Consider the following 20,516-nt stretch of genomic DNA (forward strand, 5'->3'; position numbering starts at 1 on the left):
CGGCACGCTGCCTCTCAGTCCCAGTCCAGGCCGCGGCGACGCCAGACGTAGGCGTACGCGACCAGCACGGTGACGATGAACAGCACCATCTCGACCAGTCCGAAGACCCCGAGCTGATCGAAAGCGACCGCCCACGGATAAAGGAAGATGATCTCGATGTCGAACACGATGAAGAGCATCGCGGTGATCATGTACTTCAGCGGGAACCGGCCGCCGCCGACGGGCTGCGGAGTCGGCTCGATGCCGCACTCGTAGGCGTCGAGCTTCGCGCGGTTCCAACGCTTCGGGCCGGTGAACGGGGCGATGCCCACGGAGAAGACGGCGAAACCCGCCGCGAGGACCGCGAGCACCAGAATCGGTACATACAGTTCCATCGCTATGCGTCCCCTCTGAGCGCTGGCGCGTCGGTCAATCGGTTGCTGAGTCTAAGCAGGGCGATCATCGATCTTCGTTCCGGGTGCTGTTGTCATGCCGGCGGCGTGACCTTGGACAGGGCGTTGATGATCCGGTCGGACGCGTCGCCCCGCCGGTCGTCCGTGAGATTAGCAAGGAGTTTCAGAGCGAACCGCATCAGAGTGGGATGTGGCAGACCGTGCCGTGTGAGGAAGCCCATCACACCCGGCTTGCCGATGGCCTCGACGAACAGCCGCCCCAGAGTGAAGTAGCCGCCATAGGCGTCCTTGAGCGTCTTCGGATACGCGCGCAGCACGCGCTCGCGCTGCGCGGGGGTGTCGGCGGACAGGGCCGTGGTGATGGCGTCGGCCGCGACCCGGCCGGTCTCCATCGCGTAGGCGATGCCCTCGCCGTTGAAGGGGTTGATCATGCCGCCGGCGTCGCCGGCGAGCACCAGGCCGCGGGTGTAGTGGGGCTGCCGGTTGAACGCCATCGGCAGCGCCGCGCCGCGCACGGGCCCGGTCATGTTCTCTTCGGTGAAGCCCCATTCGGCGGGCATGTTCCTCACCCAGCGACGCAGCAGGTCGCGGTAGTCGAGGTTCTGGAACGCCTCGCTGGTGTTGAGCAGGCCGAGGCCGACGTTGCTCGTGCCGTCGCCGACGCCGAACACCCAGCCGTACCCGGGGAGCAGGCGCGCGGAGCCGTCCGGCTCGGTGTCCCACAGCTCCAGCCAGGACTCCAGCCAGTCGTCGTCGTGCCGGGGGCTGGTGAAGTACGTGCGCACGGCCACGCCCATGGGGCGGTCGTCGCGTTTGTGCAGGCCCATCGACAGCGACAGGCGGGTGGAGTTGCCATCGGCGGCGACGACCAGGCGGGAGCGGTAGGTGACCGGCTCGCCATCGCTCTTGGCGGTGACGCCGACGATGTGGCCGCTGCGCTCGTCCAGCACGGGGCCGGTGACGTTGACGCCTTGGAGGAGCCGGACGCCGGCGCGCTCGGCGTTGGCGGCGAGGATCTGGTCGAAGTCCAGGCGGGTGCGCACCAGGCCGAAGTCGGGGAAGCTGGACAGCTCGGGCCAGGCCAGCTCCAGGCGCAGCCCGCCGCCGACGACGCGCAGGCCCTTGTTGCGGATCCAGCCGGGGGCGTCGATGTCGACGCCCATGGCGATCAGTTCCTTGACGGCGCGCGGCGTCAACCCGTCCCCGCACACTTTCTCGCGCGGGAATCGGGTCTTCTCCAGCAGCAGGACGTCATAGCCGGCCTGCGCGAGGTAGAAGGCCGTGGTCGAACCCGCGGGTCCGGCGCCGACGACGATGATGTCGGCGTCCGCCGCGGGGGCTGACTCGCTCACGGGACCTGTCCTGTCCTAGGTGTCGAGGGCCTTGGGGCTGGGGCCTTCGTTCCTTTGTGAACCACTTCACAAACTTGTCGGCGGAAGTCTAACCCTTTTTCCCTGCCCGCTGTCAGATGGAGCTTACCTAGTGCCCCACGGTCGGTTTAACAGCCCGGTGCAGGGCCACGATGCCCAGGGAAAGATTGCGCCAAGCGATGCCTTCCCAGCCCGCCTCCCGCAGAAGCCGGGAGAGTCCGGCCTGATCAGGCCATGCGCGGATCGACTCCGCGAGATATTCGTAGGAGTCGGGATTGGAGCTCACCGCCCCCGCCACGAGAGGCAGCAGCCGCATCAGGTATTGGGTGTAAACGACATCGAACGACCTCAGCGTGGGCCGGGAGAACTCGCAGACCACCAGCCGCCCGCCGGGCCTGGTGACGCGCAGCATCTCGCGCAGCGCCTTTACCGTGTCGTTGACGTTTCGCAATCCGAACGAGATGGTCGTCACGTCGAACGTGTCGTCGGCGAAGGGCAGCCGCAACGCGTCGCCCCCGATGAACGTGACCCCGGACGGCCCGGCGCCGTCCAGCCCGGACCCTCCCCGCCTGGCGGCGCCCGTGCGCAGCATGCCGAGCGAGAAGTCGCAGGCGATGGCCCGCGCCCCGAGGCCGGTGAACGTTTCACTGGAGGTGCCGGTTCCGGCGGCCAGGTCGAGGACGAGCTCACCCGGACCCGCGTCGACGGCGGCGGCCGTGGCCTTGCGCCACAAGCGGTCCTGGCCGAGGGAGAGGACATCGTTGACCAGGTCGTAGCGCCGGGCCGTGCGGTCGAACATCGCCGCCACCTCATGCGGCTGCTTGTCCAGGGATGCACGCGTCATGCGGACAAGCTTAGTGGGCATGCGTTCTTCCACCCAAAGTAGCCGCTTCATTACCGAGCGTCTGCTAGGACTTGGTGAGTGCCAGTCCGAACGCCGGCCCTGAAGCCGGCCTCCACAGCCCTGTGCCTGATCTCGGTGCTCGCCGGAGGGCTCGTCCTGCTCCCCTGCGCCCCCGCCTCCGCCGGCACCGTCGCCCACCCGCGCGTGGTCTCCGCCCGCCCCGTCGCCACCACTCCCCACGTGCTGGACGGCATCGTCAACGCCTTCGCCCTCGTCGGCAGGACCGTCGTGGTCGGCGGCGAGTTCGGCGAGGTCCGCGAGGCCCGGGGCACCACGACCCTGCGCAGGAGGAACCTGTTCGCCTTCGATCTGGTCACCGGCCGCGTCGACCCGCGGTTCGCGCCCGAGGTGGACGGGCCGGTGCGCGCGCTGGCGGCCGGCCCGGGCGGGACGGTCTACGTCGGAGGCGGCTTCGCCTCGGCCGGCGGGCCGGGTTCGGGCCCGGACTCCGGCTCGGATTCCGGCTCCGGCTCCGGCTCGGGTTCCGGTGGCACCCAGAGCCTGGCCCGGCTCTCGGTGGCCGACGGCTCGCCGGCGCCGGGCTTCGCGGGGCGGATCCGCGGCGGCGAGGTGTCGAGCCTCGCCCTCCAGGGCTCCAAACTGTACGTCGGCGGCGACTTCGACGGCGTCGGCCAGACCTCCCGCCCGGCGCTCGCCCGCCTGGACGCCGCCACCGGCGAGCTCGACCCGGCCTTCACCGTCACGCCGGGCGGCCCGCGCGGCGGAACGCTGAAGGTCTACGCGATGGCCGCCACCCGTGACCGCCTCGCCGTGGACGGCTCCTTCACCACCCTGGACGGGCGGCGCCGCCCCCAGGTCGGGCTCATCGACATCGGCGCCGCGCGCCCGGCGGTCGCCCCCTGGCACACCGAGGCGTACGCGGACGCGTGTAAGGACGCCTTTCCGTCTTACGTTCGGGGCCTTGATTTCTCACCTGACGGGGAGTATTTCGTCATTGTGACGACAGGGGGCGCCAAGGGGACGTCCAAGCTCTGCGATTCCGCGGCACGCTTCGAGACCTATTCACGCGGCGCGGCGATCCGCCCGACTTGGATCAACTTCACCGGCGGCGACTCGCTGTACTCCGTGGCCGTGACGGGTGCCGCGGTGTACGTCGGGGGCCATCAGCGCTGGCTCGACAACCCGCGGGGGTCGGACACGGCCGGGCCGGGCGCGGTGTCGCGGCCGGGCATTGGCGCGATTCACCCCGCCACCGGCAAAGCGCTCACATGGAACCCGACTCGCGACCGCGGCATCGGTGTCAAAGCGTTCCTGGCTCACAAAGGCGGTCTTCTCGTCGGAAGCGACACCACGCACCTCGGACACGAGTACCATGCCCGGGTCGGCATGTTCCCGCTGCCTTAACCCCTGCGGCCCTTGCTGATCTGTTCACTCACCGCGTCTCGCTGCCTGGACAGCAGCACGTAGCTGGCCATGCCGCTGATCACGAAGCTGATCACGATCAGCCAGAAGACGTCGTGGATGCCGATCAGATAGAGCACACCGAGGGTGACGGCGAACAGGCCGATCCGTGACGCGGTGTAGACGAGAAACGGTCGCACAACCTCGAGGTTACGCCACCGTCCCGATGGAGCGGTCTAGGGCACCCCTGGACGGCCGCCCATTAAGACCCCGGAGCTTTACCGGCTCACTTCGCATCGGGCGCGAGCACTGCTAGTGTTCCCAACACGGCGCTTTTGTAAAGAAACACCCACGAGCGCCCCAAAGAGGCTCTATCATATAACAAACGGGCAGTCAGCTGATAACAACCCGTGATCTTTCGATGTAAATCACGGATATATCAGATTTGGCTCGGCAAACTGGATACCTGTCCGCCCGCTTCAGGATGCGGGATGCGAGGGGGGAGATTGTGGAGAGTAGCAGCGAACGTCTGCTGACCCCTGGAGAGGTTGCCGCCCTCTTCCGGGTCGATCCAAAAACGGTGACGCGCTGGGCAGCGGCAGGCCGTATCAGCAGCATCCGCACCCCCGGAGGGCACCGGCGTTTCCGCGAGTCGGAGGTGCACGCCCTCCTGCGTGGCGAGGAAGTCCTCACGGGCGATAGGCCAAACGGCGACTCGCCGCGCGTCTGATGTGCAGGTGAGAGCACGCCGGGCCTGGCGAACGTCGCGAGGCGCGGTGAACTCGAAGCCGCGATGCGCCACCCGGTGATCCTGCGTGCCCCCGGAAGCCGCAGGGTCACTGTTCTTTTTAGGCACGCCATAAATGCATTTACGGATCTGAATGTACGTCGGCCGACGCGTCGTGCACATGATCGGCACGACCCGGCACCGCGGGAGCCACGACCCGCGGCCCGGGGAGCTCCCGATCATGGGTAGTGAACGCCCGGTCACCGGTAGGGGGGCGGCCGAGTGCTTAGGGGTCGGCTCAAGGGCCGGCTCAGCGGTCATAGCCCGGCTGCGACTCCTTGAACGCCAGGAACTCGCGCTCCAGCTCGTCGTTCCCCTCACGCCAGCGCCGGCGCCGCTCGGTGTCCTGCTCCTCGGTGACGGACTCGGGCAACCACCGGTCGTAGTCCGGGTCGCCCGGCTCGATCTCGACGTAGGCGTTGCCGATCAGGCGTCCGTCGTCGCTGGTCAAGGACTGCGGTATGCGCAACCTCCCGTCCGCGAGCCGGATGACGTACATGACGGATCACCTAGATTCCGTAGCGCCGGTTGAAGAACAGCATGACATCCAGCGCGGCCCGCGTGTCTCCGTTCAGCATGTCCACCAGCGCGGGACGCTGCCGCGAGGCGATCGCCGCGAAGGCGTCGGCGAAGAACTCCTTGCGGCCGAGACCGCCCGGCTGCCGGTGGAACGTCGAGGCGAATAGCGGCGCGCACTGGTTATAAAGGGCCATGAACTCCGGGGAATCGGACACCCATTCGCCCGGCGCCGCGTCGATGTCGTCCAGGGCGTGGCCCGTCTCGTGCATCATCACGTCGGGCGTCGGCGACGGCCGGTCCCCCACCACGATCTTGCGGTCGCCGTACGCGCCGGCGCAGACGTCCCAGGTCGCCTTGCCCGAGGGCAGCGGCGCGCCCCGCAGATAGCCCATGTCGTCCAGATCGGGGACCCCTCCGGCCCCGATGTAGATGCCGTCGAGCCCGACCGCCAGGAGGGCCTTCAGGCGCTCGGGCAGGCGGCACAGGCTGTCGACGGCGCGGACCGCGTCCGCCGAGGGCGGCCCCTCGGCCGCGTCCCACTGCCGGTAGAGGATCTGCTCCAGGGGCCCGCAGTGCTTCAGCCCGTCCCCGTAGTCGGGGGTGTCCGGCGAGTTCGGCTGGGCCAGCGGCGGCTCGTCGTCCAGCTCGAAGTCACGCCAGATGTACTGGGGCCGGTCCACGACCGGCGCGGTGACCGCGCCGGGGACGTCCACGCGCCCCTGGTCGCCCTCCCAGAAGGAGTCGGCCCGGCTCTCGCGGCGGTTGGCCCTGCGCCCGCTGTCGCGGTACTCGGCGCGGCCCTCGCGCGGCTGGCGGCGGGCGTCGCCCCTGCCCTCCCGGGAGCCGTCCGTACGGCGCTCGGCGCCGGCGTCGGGACGCCTGGCGTCCGTGGGCTCCTGCGCCCCCTCACGCGGGGTCTCGCCCCGGTAGGGGAAGGCGTACGGCCCGCGCTGCCGCCAGCGCGACGCGCGGCGGTGGCGACCCCTGTCGCCGGGCTGGCCCGTCACCGCGATGGCCAGAGGGCCCGAGCGAGCGCGAAGTTCAGCACGCAACCTCTCCCGTCCGCGAGCGTGGTCACGGTCCACCGTACGACGAGGCCGCGCGGGAAGCCATCGGTAATGTCCGACGGAGATGGCCCGCGAAAATCTACGGGGGCCCGTGGAGCAGGGCGCCCAGCCCCTTATCGGCCCGGGGCGCCGTCCCCCGGAGACACGATCTACCGGCGAATGGCTTACGCTGCGGACATGCCTAGCGTGCTTCTTGGCCTGGCGTTGTTGGCCTTCTGGCTGTATTGCCTGTTCGATGTGATCACCACACCCGAGGAGGACGTGCGGAACCTGCCGAAGCTGCTGTGGGTCCTCATCGTCGTGCTCCTGGCCGACATCGGCGGCCTGCTGTGGCTGCTCCTCGGCCGCCCCCTCAGCGAGCAGGCCGTGCAGCGGCGTGTGGCCCGCCCGGGAGACCACCGGCCGCCCGTGGCCCGCGGCCCCGACGACGACCCCGACTTCCTCCGCGACCTCGACCGCCGCCTCCACCGCGAGGACGACTGACCGCCCCGAACCCGCCGCGCGGAGCGAGGCCATAGGCCGTTCGGGGCGCGGCGGTGTTCTGGAGGGAGGAAGGGGTGAGGAGCGAGCCCCTTACGAGTGACGACGGAAGAACGCCGCCTAAAGGAGCGCCCCGAACCGCAACCGCCGAGCCGGAGGCGCGGCCATAGGTACAGCTAGGGGACCTGTGCGTACGAGTGCAGGCCCGACAGGAAGATGTTCACTCCCACCAGGTTGAAGATCAGGCAGCCGAAGGCGACGAGCTGGACGATCGTCGCGGCCTTGCCCTTCCACCCGGCGGTCGCCTTGGCGTGCAGGTAGGCCGCGTAGGCGATCCAGGTGATGAACGACCAGACCTCCTTGGGGTCCCAGCCCCAGTAGCGGCCCCAGGCCTTGTCCGCCCACAGCGCGCCCGCGATCACGGCGAACGTCCAGATCGGGAAGGCGATCACGATGGCCTGGTGGGCGACGCGCTCCAGGTCGGCGCGCGAGGGCAGCCGCGAGGGGCCTTCTTTACGGACCAGAAACAGGATTCCGGCCACCCCGGCGAGGATGAAGAGCCCTGCCGCGAGGATCGCCGCCGTGACGTGGATGGCGATCCAGTAGGACTTCAGCGCGGGCACGACCGGCCCGGCCTGCACGTGCAGGTAGCGGACGGCGAACCCGAGCCCGAGGGCCGCCGCGAGCGACACGAACGCGCCGAGGAAGCGGACGGGCTGGCGGATCTGCATCACCAGGAACGCCGAGACGGCGGCGAAGCAGATGGCCACCACGAACTCGTACATGTTGCCCCACGGCCAGCGCCCGACCGCGAGGCCGCGCGCGACGATGGCCCCGAGGTTGGCGGCCCAGCCGAGCCAGCTCAGCGCCACGGCCGCGACGGCGGCGCGCGCGGCCCAGGCGGGCGGCTCGGGCCCCTCGGCCCGCGCGGATGGGCTCTCGGGAGCGCTCTCGGCCGCCCCGCCGGCGCCTACCGCGACTAGCTTCCGGGCCGGGACCGTCGCCGCCGCCGCGCGGACGCGGCCGAACCCGAGGTCCAGCGCGTAGCCGATCATGGCGAACACGTAGAGCAGGACGGCGGCCAGGACGAGCTGGTCGCTGAGCGTGGCGAGCCCGGACATCTCAGTGGGCATGGTTCGCTCCTTCACGCGAATCGGCCTCGGCGGCCTCGCGTCCTCGAAGGGTCGTGACGATCGTGGAGAACTCGTCGGCGAAGGCGGCGCCGCCGTCGGTGCGCGTCAGCCCGCCGACCTCGACCTCCTCGCCGTTCTCCGCGGTGCCGACCCGGACCCAGACCCGGCGGCGGCGGACGGTGAGCGAAAGGACCAGGCCGAGCACGGCCAGGGCGGCGGCGACCAGCGCGGGTCCCCGGCCGGGGTCGTAGGCGATCTGGAGGCTGATCCACTCGCGGACGCCGGTGAGCTGGATCGACCCCGCGCCGCCGGGCAGCGGCAGGGTGTCGCCGACGGCGAGCGGCTTGGTCTTGTTCCCCATGACGAGGGGCTTGAGGTCGGTGGTGTCGAGCTGGTACACCGACTGCGGCTGCCCGGACTTCAGCCCGAGGTCGCCGGAGAACGCGAACACCTGGGCCGTGGGGTTGGCCGCGCCCGGGAAGATCGACACCCAGGACCCGTCGGCGGCGGGCACCGTGGTCGGCAGGAAGCGCACCAGGAACCCGAGCTGGGACGGCTGCGCGTCCGGCACCTTGATCACGCACTCGGAGGTGTAGGTCATCTGGTCGGCGGTCAGGCACGGCACCGCGCCCTCGAAGGCGACCTGCCCCTTGCCGTCCAGCACCTTGAACGCGGGGGCGTACCCGTGGCCGAGCAGGTAGGTCTGCGTGCCGTTGACGTCCAGGGGCTCGTTCACCCGCAGGTCGTACGGGCGCTCGGGCGCGCCGGGGCGGTCGGCGACCCTCAGCCGGGCCGAGAAGTCCAGCGGCTGGCCGCGCCGGTCGCCGGCGGCGACATAGGTGGCCTGGAAGTCGTCCAGGTGGAAGGAGAACGGCTCCAGCGACTCGGCCGAGACCCGCTGGCCGGGGATGTACCGGTCGTAGGCGGCGACGGTGTTGGCGAAGCCGTTGCCCTCGACCAGCAGCACGTTCCCCCGGTACCCGTACAGCGAGCCCACGCCGACCGCGACCAGCAGCGCGAGCAGGGCGGTGTGGAAGAGCAGGTTGCCGGTCTCGCGCAGGTAGCCCTTCTCGGCGGCGACCCAGCCGGGGCCGGTGACCGTGCGGAAGCGCTTGGCGCGCAGCAGCGCGGCGAAGTCGTCGACGGTCCTGCCGGGCGCGGCGAAGGACGCGTGCTGCGGCAGCCGGGACAGGTTGCGCGGGGCCGCCGGGGGCTTGCGGCGCAGCTCGCGCCAGTGGGCGGCGGCCCTCGGGATGACGCAGCCGGCCAGCGAGAGGAACAGCAGCAGGTACGTCGCGGCGAACCACGGCGAGGTGAACACGTCGAACAGCCACAGCCGGTCCAGCCAGGCGGCCATGCCGGGGCTGTCCTTGAAGTACTGCGCGACCTTGTCGGGGCTGATCGACCGCTGCGGGTAGATCGACCCGGGCACCGAGGCCAGCGCGAACAGGAACAGCAGGATCAGCGCGGTGCGCATCGAGGTGAGCAGGCGCCAGGCCCAGCGCAGCCACCCCACCGGGCCGAGGCCGGCCGGGCGCACCGGGTCGGCGCGGACGTCTTCGGTCAGCGTCATCAGATCACCGGCTCGAATCCGCCCACCCAGCCCTGCATGTTCGCGATGATCTGCCCCCAGAGGCCGGTCACGAGCAGCACGCCGACCAGGACCAGCATGGCCCCGCCGACCCGGGTGATGAGCCGGGAGTGGCGGCGCACCGCCGTGAACGTCTTGAGGGCCTTGCGGTAGGCGAGGGCCGCGACGACGAACGGCAGGCCGAGCCCGAGCGCGTACGCGAACGCGAGTACGGCCCCGCGGACCGCGCTGCCCTGGTCGAGGGACAGCGTGAGGACGGCCGACAGCGTCGGGCCGATGCAGGGCGTCCAGCCGAGGCCGAAGACGACGCCGAGCAGGGGGGCGCCCGCGATGCCCGCCGCTGGGAAGCGGTGGATGCGCACGTCCCGCTGCAGGCCGGGCACCAGGCCGAGGAACGCCAGGCCGAGCACGATCGTCAGGCCGCCGAGCACGCGGGTGATCACGTCGGCGTTGCCGAGCAGCAGCGCGCCGAGACCGCCGAACAGGGCGCCTCCGAGCACGAACACCAGCGAGAAGCCCAGCACGAACAGGGCGCTGCCCGCGATCATGCGGCCGCGCCGGGGGTCGCCGCTCATGCCCGTCACGTACGACAGGTAGCCGGGCACCAGGGGCAGCACGCACGGGGACAGGAACGACACCAGCCCCGCGGCCACCGCGATGGGCAGCGCCACGAGCAGCGAGCCCGCCGCGATCGTGGTCGTGAGATCGCTCACGGCGCACCCGGCCCGGTCGGGACGCGGGCGCCGCGGGCGCGGGCCCTACTTCTCATCGCTGACCTTGGTCACCACGTCGAGCAGGTCGGAGTATTTGACCTCGCCGAGGGCGCGCGCCGCGACGCGCCCCTGGCGGTCGAGCACCAGAGTGGACGGGATCGCCGCCGGGTTCACCATGCCGTGGAAGGCGAGCGCCACCTTGCCCGGCTGGTCGAACAGGCTCGGGTAGCCGGGCTGCTGGGTGCGCTGGAAGGCCACGGCCTGCGCCTTGTCGTCCTTGAAGTCGACGCCGAGGAAGCCGACGCCGCGGTCCTTGGTCTTGGCGGCGACGTCCTTGAGGATGGGCGCCTCGCTGCGGCAGGGCGCGCACCACGAGGCCCAGAAGTTGAGCACCAGGACCTTGCCCTTGTGGTCTGCCAGGGCGGCGGCCGTGCCTTCGAGGGTCTCGCCCCGGACGTCCGGGGCCGCCTGGCGCTGCGCGGCGGGGACGACGAGCATGGTGCCGTCGCCGGCGACGTAGCGCGTGTCACCGGACTGCGGCTGGGTTCCCTGGGTTCCGGCGCAGCCCGCCAGAGCCGTCATGGCGAGCACGACGGCGACGAGGGCGCGTGGCTTCGCGGACACCGAGAAGGGTCTCCTTGTACTCACGACGTACTACGACCGGTAGAGCTTCAAACCCTATCCAGCACGCCGCGCGCCCCCGAAATCGGGGCGGTACCTGTGCAGGTGTGGGGTGACTACCGCCGATTGGCCGATTTGAGCATTTTAGGCGGTTTGACGAGTGCGCCGGCCGGTTCGCTGTACCCGACGCTCGCCAGCCGGTCCCCCTCGAACGTGAGGCTGGTCACGCTGGCCAGCGCGCACTGGCGGCGGCGCGGGTCGTGCCAGAACCTGCGGCCCTCGGCGGCCAGGCGGATGATCCAGATCGGGAGCTGGTGGCTGACCAGCACGACCTCGTGCCCCCGCGCCCCGGCCCGCGCCTGGTTGATGATCGACCGCATGCGGTCGACGATCTCGGTGTACGGCTCGCCCCACGAGGGACGCGCGGGGTTCCACATGTGGCGGAAGTTGCCCGGCGTGCGGAACATGCCGCCGATCACCAGGCCCTCGAAGACGTTGTCGGCCTCGATCAGCCGGTCGTCGGTCTGGACGGGCAGCCCGAAGGTCTGCGCGAGCGGCGCGGAGGTCTCCTGGGCACGCTCCAGCGGCGAGCTGTACAGCGCGGTGACGTCGCGGCCGGCGAGCGCCTTGGCCACCATCTCGGCCATCGAACGGCCGTTCTCGGAGAGGTGGTACCCGGGCAGCCGTCCGTACAGGAGGCCCTGGGGATTGTGCACCTCTCCATGACGGAGCAGGTGAACAATGGTGCTTTCAGTCATGACGGACACCAGCCTACTGGCCCGGACCGACCGCGGCCGTGAGGCCGGGCGGGGGTGTCATCTTGCGCAGCACCTCGACGGCCGCGCGGATGGCCGGGCGGCGCGCGGCGTCCGTCCGCCACACCGCGAAGATGTGCCGGGTGGGCCTCGGCTTCAGCGGCACGGCCCGGACGTCCGGCGGCAGCCCGCCGCGGCCCAGGCGCGGGATCAGCGCGCAGCCGTGACCGGCCCCGACCAGCGCGACCTGCGTCGGGTACTCGTCGGCGATGCACGAGAAGTCGGGCTCCAGCGACGCCCGGCGCAGGGTCAGCACGAGCCAGTCGTGGCACAACGTGCCCGGGGACGAGCCGATCCACCGCTCGCCGGTCAGCTCCGCCAGGTCGATCTCTGGCCTGCCGGCCAGGGGGTGGTCGGCGGCGAGGACGACGTCGGCCGGGTCCTCGAACAGCGGCGCGCGCGACAGCCCCTCGGGGACGGCCATCGGCCGGTTCTGCCAGTCCTGGACGATGGCCAGGTCCAGCTCGCCGCGCGCGACCTCGCGCACCTGGCGCTCGGGCTCGCGCTCGTACATCATCAGGTCCAGCTCGGGGTGGCGCCGCTTGAGCTCGCCCAGCGCGTGCGGCATGACCCCCCGGGCCGCCGTCGGGAACGCGGCGATCTGCAGGCGCCCGACGACCGTGCCGCGCAGGGCCTCGAAGTCGGCCTCGGCGGTCTCCACCAGGGCGAGGATGCGCTCGGCGTGCTCGGCGAGCAGCCCCGCGGCGTCGGTGAGCTTCACGCCGCGCCCGTTGCGCTCCAGCAGCGTGGAGCCGGTCTCGCGCTCCAGCTTGGCGAGCTGCTGGGAGATCGCCGAGGGGGTGACCATGAGCGCCTCGGCGGCGGCGCCGACCGAGCCGTACACCGAGACCGCGTGCAGGGCCTTGAGCCGGTGGAGATCCAACATATAGCGATGCTAAACGATGGCCGACCAAAAGTCGCGAATGCGCTGAAGCTTCACGACCCCTGTCCGGCCTCCTGGGACGCGGCGGCCGCGGCCTTGGCGGCGGCGGGCAGCGCCTCGGCGACGCGGGTCAGCGCCTCCTCGTCGTGCGCCGCCGACAGGAACCACGCCTCGTACGCCGACGGCGGCAGGTAGACGCCCTGGTCGAGCATGGAGTGGAAGAACGCCCGGAACGCCCCGGTGTCCTGCGCGCGGGCGCCCGCGAAGTCGGTGACGGGATCGGCCGTGAAGAAGATCGAGAAGAGGTTGCCCGCGCGCTGGAGGCGGTGGGGCACCCCGGCGGCTGCCAGCGCGTCCGAGGCGGCGCGGCCGATGATCAGCGCCGCGGCGTCCACGCGGTCGTACACCTCGTCGTCGCAGGCACGCAGCGTGGCCAGGCCCGCCGCGCACGCCAGCGGGTTCCCCGAGAGCGTGCCCGCCTGGTACACCGGGCCCTCGGGGGCGAGCCTGTCCATGATCTCGGCCCGGCCGCCGAACGCCGCCGCCGGCAGCCCCCCGCCCATGACCTTGCCGAACGTCATCAGGTCGGCCTCGACGGGGTCCAGGCCGTACCAGCCGGACGCCGAGACGCGAAAGCCCGTCAGCACCTCGTCCATGATGAGCAGGGCGCCCGAGGCCGTGCACAGCTCGCGCAGCAGCGCGTTGAAGCCGGCGGCCGGGGGCACGACCCCCATGTTGGCCGGGCACGCCTCGGTGATCACGCAGGCGATCTCGCCGCCGTACGCCGCGAACGCCTCGCGCACCGCCTCGGGCGAGTTGTACGGAAGGACGATCGTGTCGGCGGCGGACGCGCCGGTCACGCCGGGGGTGTCGGGCAGCCCGAAGGTCACGACGCCCGACCCGGCGGAGGCGAGCAGCGCGTCCACGTGCCCGTGGTAGCACCCGGCGAACTTGACCACGCGCGAGCGGCCGGTGAAGCCGCGCGCCAGCCGCACCGCCGACATGGTGGCCTCGGTGCCGGAGCTGACCAGGCGGACCTTCTCGACCGGGCCCACCCGCGCCACGAGCTCCTCGGCCAGCTCGACCTCGCCCGGGGTCGCGGTGCCGAACGAGGTGCCCCGCGCCAGCGCGGCCGTCAGGGCCTCCACCACGGCGGGGTGCCGGTGGCCGAGGATCATCGGCCCCCACGAGCACACCAGGTCGACGTAGCGGTTGCCGTCGGCGTCCACGACGTACGGCCCCTCGCCGGACTCCATGAACCTCGGGGTGCCGCCGACGGCGCCGAACGCGCGCACCGGGGAGTTCACCCCGCCGGGGACGACGGCGCGGGAACGGCCGAACAGGGCCTCTGAGATCTTCGTACGGCTCACGGACCCAGGCTAGTGCCCGGGGCGCGCGCCCGGACGGCCGCCTCCGGGCGCGAGCGCGGTCACTCGCAGGCGTCGGCCAGGTGGTCCAGGACGTGCAGCGGGTCGGGCAGGGGACGGCCGTCGGGCGGGCGCAGCCAGCGGGCCTGGCTGCCGTCTACCAGCGACGACGGCGGGGCGAGCACGTAGCTGTCGCGGCAGTGCCAGCGCAGGCCCGGGGTCTCCTCGATGGTCTCGGGCCCGTAGTCGAGGTGGCAGGACCACCACTCGTCCTCGTCCTCGGGGGCGCCACGTGTGGCGACATAAAAAAGGGCCCGGTCGCCGTTCGTGGCTACCGGGCCCGTCGCGAAGCCGGATTCCTCCATCGCGAGCAGTGCCGTATGTCCGGCGGAGGCCGGCACGTCGAACACGTCGAACACCCTGCCCGTGGGAAGAATCACGTTCGCCTCGGGATTCTGCTCCCACCATCGGGTCAGCAGCGCGGCGTCCGTGGTCGCCATCATCTGCCAGGCCGGGGACAGGGGATGCGCCCCTGGATCCGGACAGCCCACGCGGTCGCACGAACAGGCGCGCCTTCCCTCGCGCAGCGGATGCGCGCCCAGGCAGCTCGCCCAGCCCAGTTCGGCGTATTCGAGCACCGAGGTGATCGTCTGTACTCTGCCATGGGCACGGCCTCGCTTTTTGGCCCTGCGGGCCGCCAGCGGCACACCCACCATCGTGTTCCTCCCCCACCCTCGCCTTCCCCCGATGATGCCCGATGGCGTGCGGACCAGGTGACCCGACCCCCGGAAACCCCCGGAAAATGGCCCGTCAGGGTAGTCTTCTGGCCACTTCCGTAGCCCAGTAGGTGAGGATCATGTCCGCCCCGGCGCGCTTGATCGCGGTGAGCGACTCCATGATGACGCGGTCGCGGTCGATCCAGCCGTTGGCCGCCGCGGCCTCCACCATCGCGTACTCCCCGCTCACCTGGTAGGCCGCGACCGGCACGTCCACCGCGTCGCGGACCTGGCGCAGGATGTCCAGGTAGGCCAGCGCGGGCTTGACCATGACGGCGTCGGCGCCCTCCTGGAGGTCCAGGCGCACCTCGCGCAGCGACTCGCCGATCGGACCGGCCGGGTCCTGCTGGTAGGCGCTGCGGTCGCCGAACTGGGGCGCGCACTCGGCGGCGTCCCGGAACGGGCCGTAGAACGCCGAGGCGTACTTCGCCGAGTAGGCCAGGATCGGGATGTGCGCGAAGCCTTCCGCGTCCAGGGCCGCGCGGATCGCGCCGACCTGGCCGTCCATCATGCCGCTCGGCGCGATCACCTGTGACCCGGCGCGGGCCTGCGCCACGGCGATCGAGGCGTAGCGCTCCAGCGTCGCGTCGTTGTCGACCTCCCCCTCGGGGGTGAGGATGCCGCAGTGCCCGTGGTCGGTGTACTCGTCCAGGCAGGTGTCGCTCATGACGACGATGGCGTCGCCCAGATCGGCGCTCAGCTCGGCCAGCGCCTTCTGCAGGATGCCGTCCGGGTCGTCGGCCGCCGAGCCCCGGGCGTCCTTGGCCGCCGGGACGCCGAACAGGATCAGCCCGCCGACGCCCGCCTCCGCCGCCTCGCCGGCGGCCTTGCGCAGCGAGTCGACGGTGTGCTGGACGACCCCGGGCATGGACGCGACCGGTTGCGGGTCGCTCACGCCCTCCTTGACGAACATCGGCAGCACCAGCTCGGCCGGGTGCAGCCGCGTGCCCGCCACCATGCGGCGGATCGGCGTGTTACGGCGCAGCCTGCGGGGCCGCGCGACCGGAAAGCCCGCGTTCATCGTGTCTCCCCTCCCTGACCTCGCGACCGGCCGCGCGCGGCCGGTCGCGATGGGGATCTCTACTGGTTGTGGTGGGTCACCTGGCCCGGCGCCGCGCTCCCCTGCGGGTCTGCGAGGGCCGTCGGGGGACGTCGCCGGCGGCGAGGGCCGCCTGACGCTGCTTGGCACCGTACTCGGCGAGGGCGGCGGCCAAGGCTCCGGCCGAGGGGTTGTCGGCCATGATGTCCACCCGCAGGCCGAACTCCTCCGCCGTCTTGGCGGTCTGCGGCCCGATCACCGCGATGACCGTCACGTTGTGCGGCTTGCCGGCGATGCCGACGAGGTTCCTCACCGTGCTGGACGAGGTGAACAGCACCGCGTCGAACCCGCCGCTCTTGATCGCCACGCGGGTCGCCTCGGGCGGCGGGGCCGCGCGGACCGTCCGGTAGGCCGTCACGTCGTCGCACTCCCAGCCGAGCTCGGTCAGCCCGGCGATCAGCGTCTCGGTGGCGATGTCCGCGCGGGGCAGCAGCACGCGGTTGATCGGGTCGAGCATCGAGTCGTACGGAGGCCACTCGGCGAGCAGCCCCTCCGAGGAGTGCTCGCCCACGGGCACGAGGTCGGGCTTGACGCCGAACGCGATCAGCGCCTGTGCCGTCGCCTCCCCCACGGCCGCGACCTTCAGCCCGGCGAACGCCCGCGCGTCCAGGCCGTACTCTTCGAACTTCTCGCGGATCGCCTTGACCGCGTTGGCCGAGGTGAACGCCACCCACTCGTAGCGGCCGGTCACCAGGCCCTTGATCGCGCGATCCATCTGCTGCGGCGTGCGCGGCGGCTCGACGGAGATCGTCGGCACTTCCTCGGGCACCGCGCCGTACGACCTGAGCTGCTCGGACAGCCCGGCCGCCTGCTCCTTGGTGCGCGGCACGAGCACCCGCCAGCCGAACAGCGGCTTGTTCTCGAACCAGGACAACCGGTCGCGGGTGGTCACGGCGTCCCCGACGACGATCACCGCGGGCTCGGCGATGTCGGCGTGTTTCAGATCGGCGGCGAGCCTGCCGAGCGAGGAGACCACGGTGTACTGCTCGGTCGTGGTGCCGCTCTGCGTCACGGCCACGGGCGTGGTGTCGGGGCTGCCGCCCGCGATCAGGGCCTTGCCGATCGCCACCGCGTCCCGGACGCCGTTGTAGATCACCAGCGTGCCGTCGCAGGCGGCGTGCGGCGACCAGTCGTCCACGCGCGTGGCGTCCACGATGCGGAACTCGGACGCGGACGCCGCCGGGGCGATGCCCGCGTAGGTGAGCACGGCCGTCGCGGGCGTCACGCCCGGGACGATCTCGAAGTCGACGTCCGCCTTCGCGCAGGCCGCGACCTCCTCGCTCACCGAGGAGAAGAAGCCAGGGTCGCCCGCGCACAGGCGCACGACGTGACACCCGGCCTTGGCGTGCTGCACGGCTTTCAGCGACACCGCGCCCGACTCGCCGGCGACGTCGACGACCGTCACGTCCTCGGCGCAGTGGCGCAGCAGCGGGGCGTACGCCTCCTGGTCCAGGACGACGACGTCGGCGCGGGCGAGCAGGTCGGCGGCACGCAGGGTCAGAAGGTTCTCGTCGCCGGGGCCCGCCCCCACGAACGCGACGAAACCGGCGCGCCGCCGCCCGGCGTCATGGCCGGTCTCCTCGGGCGCGCCGCTCGTCGTGCCGGGCGTCTCAGGCTTGCCCGTCTCGGCGGTCTTGCTGGTCTGGCTTCCGGAGCTCAATGGGTCCGCTCCCCCATCAACGTGCCGGCCCCCTCGGCGATCATGGCGGTCGCGAGATCGCGGCCGAGCTCCATGGCGGCCGAGGGATCCCCGGCGGTGGACTTGCGCACCGACCGCGTGCCATCAAAGGCCACCACGGCGGCGGTCAGGTTGAGAATGTGCCCGTCATCGGAGGCGTACGCACCTACGGGCGCGCTGCACCCGGCCTCCAGCGCGGCGAGCACCTCGCGCTCGGCGGTCACCGCCGCGCGCGTGCGCGCGTCGTCGAGGACGGCCAGCAGGTCGATCAGGACGTCGTCCCCGGCGCGGCACTCCACGGCGAGGGCGCCCTGGCCCGGCGCGGGCAGCATGTCCGCGACGTCGAACAGCTCGGAGATCTCGGCGGTGCGGCCGAGGCGGCCGAGCCCGGCGGCGGCGAGCACGACGGCGCGCAGTTCGCCGGAGGCGACCTTGCCGATGCGGGTGTCGGCGTTGCCGCGGATCGCGACGTACTCCAGGTCCGGGCGCAGGAGGCGGAGCTGGGCGACGCGGCGCGGGGAGCCCGTGCCCACCTTGTCGCCGGGGCGCAGGTCGGCGAGCCTGGCCGGGCCGACCAGGGCGTCTCTGGGGTCGTCGCGGGGCGTGATCGCCGCGACGACGACGCGGGGATCGGGCTTGGTGGGAAGGTCCTTGAGGGAGTGGACCGCGAAGTCGATCTCGCCCTCGATGAGCTTGTCGCGCAGGGCGCTCACGAAGACGCCGGTGCCGCCGAGCTGGGCGAGCTGCGCCTTGGTGACATCGCCGAAGGTCGTGATGCAGACGAGCTCGACGGGACGGCCGGTGAGCATGGTCAGCCGGTCGGCCACCTGCTGGGACTGGGTGGTCGCCATCAGGCTGCGGCGCGTGCCCAGCCGGAGGACGCGCGGGCTCGCCATCAACAGGCCCTCGCTCATTCGTCCTCCTCGCCGGATCGCCCGGTCGTGTCCGTCTCCACCTCGGCCACCTCGGCTCTCGTCACTGCCTCTGGCACCTTCGGGTTCAGGTCGAACAGTTCGCGCAGCGCCTCAGCATAATGATCGCCCGCCGGGGACGCCGCCAACCGCTTGACACGCACGGTCGGCTCGTGGAGCAGCTTGTCCACGACCCGGCGGATGGTCTGGGAGATCTCTCCGCGCAACCGCCCGTCGATCTCGGGAACCCGGGTGACCAGGCGCCCGATCTCGGTCTCGACGACGTCGGCCGCCTTGGCGCGCAAGGCGATCACCGTCGGCGTGACCTTGGCCGCGCGCTCGGCCCGGAGATACTCGCACACCTCGGCGGACACAATCGAGCGGACCGCGGCGACCTCGTCGGAGGCGCCGCCGTCCTGACCGTCACCGAACCCGGCCTCCTGCATCGACTCGAGATCGACGAGGGTGACGCCGGGCAGCGTGCGGACGCCCGGATCGACGTCGTGCGGCAACGCGAGGTCGAGCAGGAATAGCGGCTTGCTCCGCGCCGCCCGCCCCACCATCTCGGTGCCGATGACAACGCTACCCGCTCCCGTGCAGGAGATGACGACATCGGCCGAGGTCAGCTCCCTCTCGACGTCCGCCAGCTCGACCGCGCGGCCGCCCACGCTCTGCGCCAGGCGCGCGGCCCGCTCGAAGGTGCGGTTGGCGACGACGATGTCGGTCACCCCGGCCCTGCCCAGCGTCACGGCCGACAGCGCGCTCATGGACCCGGCGCCCACCACCAGCGCCCGCTTGCCCTGGAGCGGCCCGAGCACCCGCTCGGCCAGCGTCAGGCCGAGCCCGACCAGAGAGGCCCCCACGCGGTCGATGCCCGTCTCGGTGTGGGCGCGCTTGCCCACCCTCAGCGCCTTCTGGGCCAAATCGTTCAGCGTGGAGCCCGCGGTGCCCTGCTCCTGGGCGAGCCGCAGCGACTGGCGCACCTGGCCGAGGATCTGGCCTTCGCCCAGCGCCATCGAGTCGAGCCCGCACACGACGGTGAAAAAGTGCTCGACCACGCGGTCCTCATAGTGGACGTACAAATGGCGCGTCAACTGCTCCTGGGGGACGCCCGAGTGCGCGCTGAGCATCTCGGTGACCGCCGTCACACCGCCGTGGAAGCGGTCGACCTCGGCGTAGACCTCGACCCGGTTGCACGTGGAGACGATCATCACCTCGGACACGTGCTCATCGCTTCGCAGGTCGTGCAGCAGCTTCACGAGGGCGTCGCCGGTGACCGCGACGCGTTCGAGCAAGGCCACGGGCGCCGTCCTGTGGCTGAGACCCACGGTCAGAAGACTCATGCGTCCATCGCCTCCGCCAAGTTCTCCGCCATGATGGGGCTCCCTGATTCACGATCCGCCTTGCGCTGCTCATGGAACGCGAGGATCTGAAGTTCGGTCGATAGGTCAACTTTGCGGACATCGACTCCGTCAGGCACATTGAGCACAACGGGGGCGAAGTTCAAGATACTGGTGATGCCGGAGGCGATGACCCGGTCGGCCACCGGCTGGGCGGCCGCCGCAGGCGTCGCGATCACCACGATCGAGATGCCGCGCTTGCGGATCACGTCCTCGAGTTCGTCGATGTGGTCGACGGCCATGCCGACCAGGCGCTCCCCCACGACGGACACGTCCGCGTCGAACAGCGCGGCCACCCGGAAGCCCCGCGACACGAACCCGCCGTAGTTGGCGAGCGCGCGGCCGAGGTTGCCGACGCCGACGATGGCGACGGCCCAGTCCTGGGTGAGGCCGAGCTCCCGGGAGATCTGATAGATGAGGTACTGGACGTCGTAGCCGACTCCGCGCGTGCCGTACGACCCGAGGTGCGACAGGTCTTTGCGGAGCTTCGCGGAGTTCACCCCGGCCGCGACGGCCAGGTCCTCCGAGCTGACGGTCGCGGTTCCCCGCTCCGCGAGCCCGTTGAGGGCGCGCAGATAGAGGGGCAGCCGTGCGACGGTCGCATCGGGGATGCCACGTTCACGCGCTTGGGACATGCGGCGGATCACT

At 71.4% G+C, this 20,516-nt stretch carries 22 protein-coding genes; 3 read left to right on the forward strand and 19 right to left on the reverse strand.

All coding sequences use genetic code 11. The features are described from left to right. Positions 1–14: 14 nt before the first annotated feature. The 3 genes from AB0H21_RS16860 to AB0H21_RS16870 form a co-directional block, all read right to left on the reverse strand. Positions 15–374, reverse strand: coding sequence for an NADH-quinone oxidoreductase subunit A (locus AB0H21_RS16860; protein WP_203993453.1), 360 nt, complete (start codon positions 372–374; stop codon positions 15–17). 92 nt (positions 375–466) lie between these two features. Continuing rightward, complete coding sequence (locus AB0H21_RS16865; protein ID WP_358517107.1) at positions 467–1,744, reverse strand: geranylgeranyl reductase family protein; 1,278 nt, start codon at positions 1,742–1,744, stop codon at positions 467–469. A gap of 127 nt (positions 1,745–1,871) precedes the next feature. Then, positions 1,872–2,606: a demethylmenaquinone methyltransferase gene (locus tag AB0H21_RS16870; protein WP_358517109.1), complete on the reverse strand. Its 735-nt coding sequence runs from the start codon at positions 2,604–2,606 to the stop codon at positions 1,872–1,874. 78 nt (positions 2,607–2,684) lie between these two features. Between AB0H21_RS16870 and AB0H21_RS16875 the strand changes: the two genes are divergently transcribed. Continuing rightward, on the forward strand, positions 2,685–4,031 hold the full coding sequence (locus AB0H21_RS16875; RefSeq protein ID WP_358517111.1) for a delta-60 repeat domain-containing protein: 1,347 nt from the start codon (positions 2,685–2,687) through the stop codon (positions 4,029–4,031). Here AB0H21_RS16875 and AB0H21_RS16880 read toward each other — a convergent pair. Continuing rightward, positions 4,028–4,228, reverse strand: a complete 201-nt coding sequence (locus tag AB0H21_RS16880; RefSeq protein ID WP_358517113.1) for a DUF4229 domain-containing protein — start codon at positions 4,226–4,228, stop codon at positions 4,028–4,030. The genes AB0H21_RS16875 and AB0H21_RS16880 overlap by 4 nt on opposite strands. Positions 4,229–4,512: 284 nt before the next feature. On the opposite strand from AB0H21_RS16880, the gene AB0H21_RS16885 reads away from it, so the two are divergent. Further along, positions 4,513–4,758, forward strand: a complete 246-nt coding sequence (locus AB0H21_RS16885) for a BldC family transcriptional regulator (protein ID WP_358517115.1) — start codon at positions 4,513–4,515, stop codon at positions 4,756–4,758. A gap of 307 nt (positions 4,759–5,065) precedes the next feature. Here the strand turns inward: AB0H21_RS16885 and AB0H21_RS16890 are convergent, their stop codons facing one another. Together AB0H21_RS16890 and AB0H21_RS16895 are read right to left on the reverse strand one after the other, a co-directional pair. Beyond that, entirely contained in the window at positions 5,066–5,314 is a 249-nt protein-coding gene (locus AB0H21_RS16890) for a hypothetical protein (RefSeq protein WP_358517117.1), read from the reverse strand. A gap of 10 nt (positions 5,315–5,324) precedes the next feature. Next, positions 5,325–6,386 carry a hypothetical protein gene (locus tag AB0H21_RS16895; RefSeq protein WP_358517119.1) on the reverse strand — a complete coding sequence of 354 codons (1,062 nt, stop codon included), beginning with the start codon at positions 6,384–6,386 and terminating at the stop codon, positions 5,325–5,327. Between the two features lie 192 nt (positions 6,387–6,578). Here AB0H21_RS16895 and AB0H21_RS16900 point away from each other — a divergent pair, with 192 nt between their 5' ends. Beyond that, positions 6,579–6,884 carry a PLDc N-terminal domain-containing protein gene (locus tag AB0H21_RS16900; RefSeq protein WP_358517121.1) on the forward strand — a complete coding sequence of 102 codons (306 nt, stop codon included), beginning with the start codon at positions 6,579–6,581 and terminating at the stop codon, positions 6,882–6,884. Between the two features lie 173 nt (positions 6,885–7,057). Here AB0H21_RS16900 and ccsB read toward each other — a convergent pair whose 3' ends face one another. The 13 genes from ccsB to AB0H21_RS16965 form a co-directional block, all read right to left on the reverse strand. Further along, positions 7,058–8,014 carry a c-type cytochrome biogenesis protein CcsB gene (ccsB, locus tag AB0H21_RS16905; RefSeq protein WP_358517123.1) on the reverse strand — a complete coding sequence of 319 codons (957 nt, stop codon included), beginning with the start codon at positions 8,012–8,014 and terminating at the stop codon, positions 7,058–7,060. After that, a complete protein-coding gene (locus tag AB0H21_RS16910) occupies positions 8,004–9,587 on the reverse strand; it encodes a cytochrome c biogenesis protein ResB (RefSeq protein WP_358517125.1) in 1,584 nt (527 codons plus the stop codon). Before AB0H21_RS16910 ends, ccsB begins: the two co-directional genes overlap by 11 nt. After that, positions 9,587–10,318 carry a cytochrome c biogenesis protein CcdA gene (locus AB0H21_RS16915; protein ID WP_358517127.1) on the reverse strand — a complete coding sequence of 244 codons (732 nt, stop codon included), beginning with the start codon at positions 10,316–10,318 and terminating at the stop codon, positions 9,587–9,589. The genes AB0H21_RS16910 and AB0H21_RS16915 overlap by 1 nt, the downstream gene beginning before the upstream one ends. A 45-nt stretch (positions 10,319–10,363) precedes the next feature. After that, complete coding sequence (locus AB0H21_RS16920; RefSeq protein WP_358517128.1) at positions 10,364–10,942, reverse strand: TlpA disulfide reductase family protein; 579 nt, start codon at positions 10,940–10,942, stop codon at positions 10,364–10,366. A gap of 113 nt (positions 10,943–11,055) precedes the next feature. Beyond that, the gene (locus AB0H21_RS16925) at positions 11,056–11,697 is read right to left on the reverse strand and encodes a histidine phosphatase family protein (protein ID WP_358517130.1); all 642 of its coding nucleotides are present in this window, start codon (positions 11,695–11,697) and stop codon (positions 11,056–11,058) included. Positions 11,698–11,710: 13 nt separating this feature from the next. Beyond that, positions 11,711–12,640: a LysR family transcriptional regulator gene (locus AB0H21_RS16930; RefSeq protein WP_358517132.1), complete on the reverse strand. Its 930-nt coding sequence runs from the start codon at positions 12,638–12,640 to the stop codon at positions 11,711–11,713. 50 nt (positions 12,641–12,690) lie between these two features. After that, the gene (gene hemL / locus AB0H21_RS16935; protein ID WP_358517134.1) at positions 12,691–14,007 is read right to left on the reverse strand and encodes a glutamate-1-semialdehyde 2,1-aminomutase; all 1,317 of its coding nucleotides are present in this window, start codon (positions 14,005–14,007) and stop codon (positions 12,691–12,693) included. 59 nt (positions 14,008–14,066) lie between these two features. After that, entirely contained in the window at positions 14,067–14,720 is a 654-nt protein-coding gene (locus AB0H21_RS16940) for a bifunctional DNA primase/polymerase (protein WP_358517136.1), read from the reverse strand. Between the two features lie 94 nt (positions 14,721–14,814). Next, a complete protein-coding gene (gene hemB, locus AB0H21_RS16945) occupies positions 14,815–15,801 on the reverse strand; it encodes a porphobilinogen synthase (protein WP_358517138.1) in 987 nt (328 codons plus the stop codon). A gap of 76 nt (positions 15,802–15,877) precedes the next feature. Next, positions 15,878–17,410, reverse strand: coding sequence for a bifunctional uroporphyrinogen-III C-methyltransferase/uroporphyrinogen-III synthase (locus AB0H21_RS16950; protein ID WP_358517311.1), 1,533 nt, complete (start codon positions 17,408–17,410; stop codon positions 15,878–15,880). A gap of 125 nt (positions 17,411–17,535) precedes the next feature. Next, positions 17,536–18,471, reverse strand: coding sequence for a hydroxymethylbilane synthase (hemC, locus tag AB0H21_RS16955; RefSeq protein WP_358517140.1), 936 nt, complete (start codon positions 18,469–18,471; stop codon positions 17,536–17,538). Continuing rightward, the gene (locus AB0H21_RS16960; RefSeq protein WP_358517142.1) at positions 18,468–19,811 is read right to left on the reverse strand and encodes a glutamyl-tRNA reductase; all 1,344 of its coding nucleotides are present in this window, start codon (positions 19,809–19,811) and stop codon (positions 18,468–18,470) included. The genes hemC and AB0H21_RS16960 overlap by 4 nt, the downstream gene beginning before the upstream one ends. Next, a complete protein-coding gene (locus AB0H21_RS16965; protein ID WP_358517144.1) occupies positions 19,808–20,503 on the reverse strand; it encodes a redox-sensing transcriptional repressor Rex in 696 nt (231 codons plus the stop codon). Before AB0H21_RS16965 ends, AB0H21_RS16960 begins: the two co-directional genes overlap by 4 nt. Between the last annotated feature and the right edge of the window lie 13 nt (positions 20,504–20,516).

This window comes from Sphaerisporangium sp. NPDC051011 (assembly GCF_040653595.1).
In the GTDB taxonomy this organism is placed as follows: domain Bacteria; phylum Actinomycetota; class Actinomycetes; order Streptosporangiales; family Streptosporangiaceae; genus Sphaerisporangium.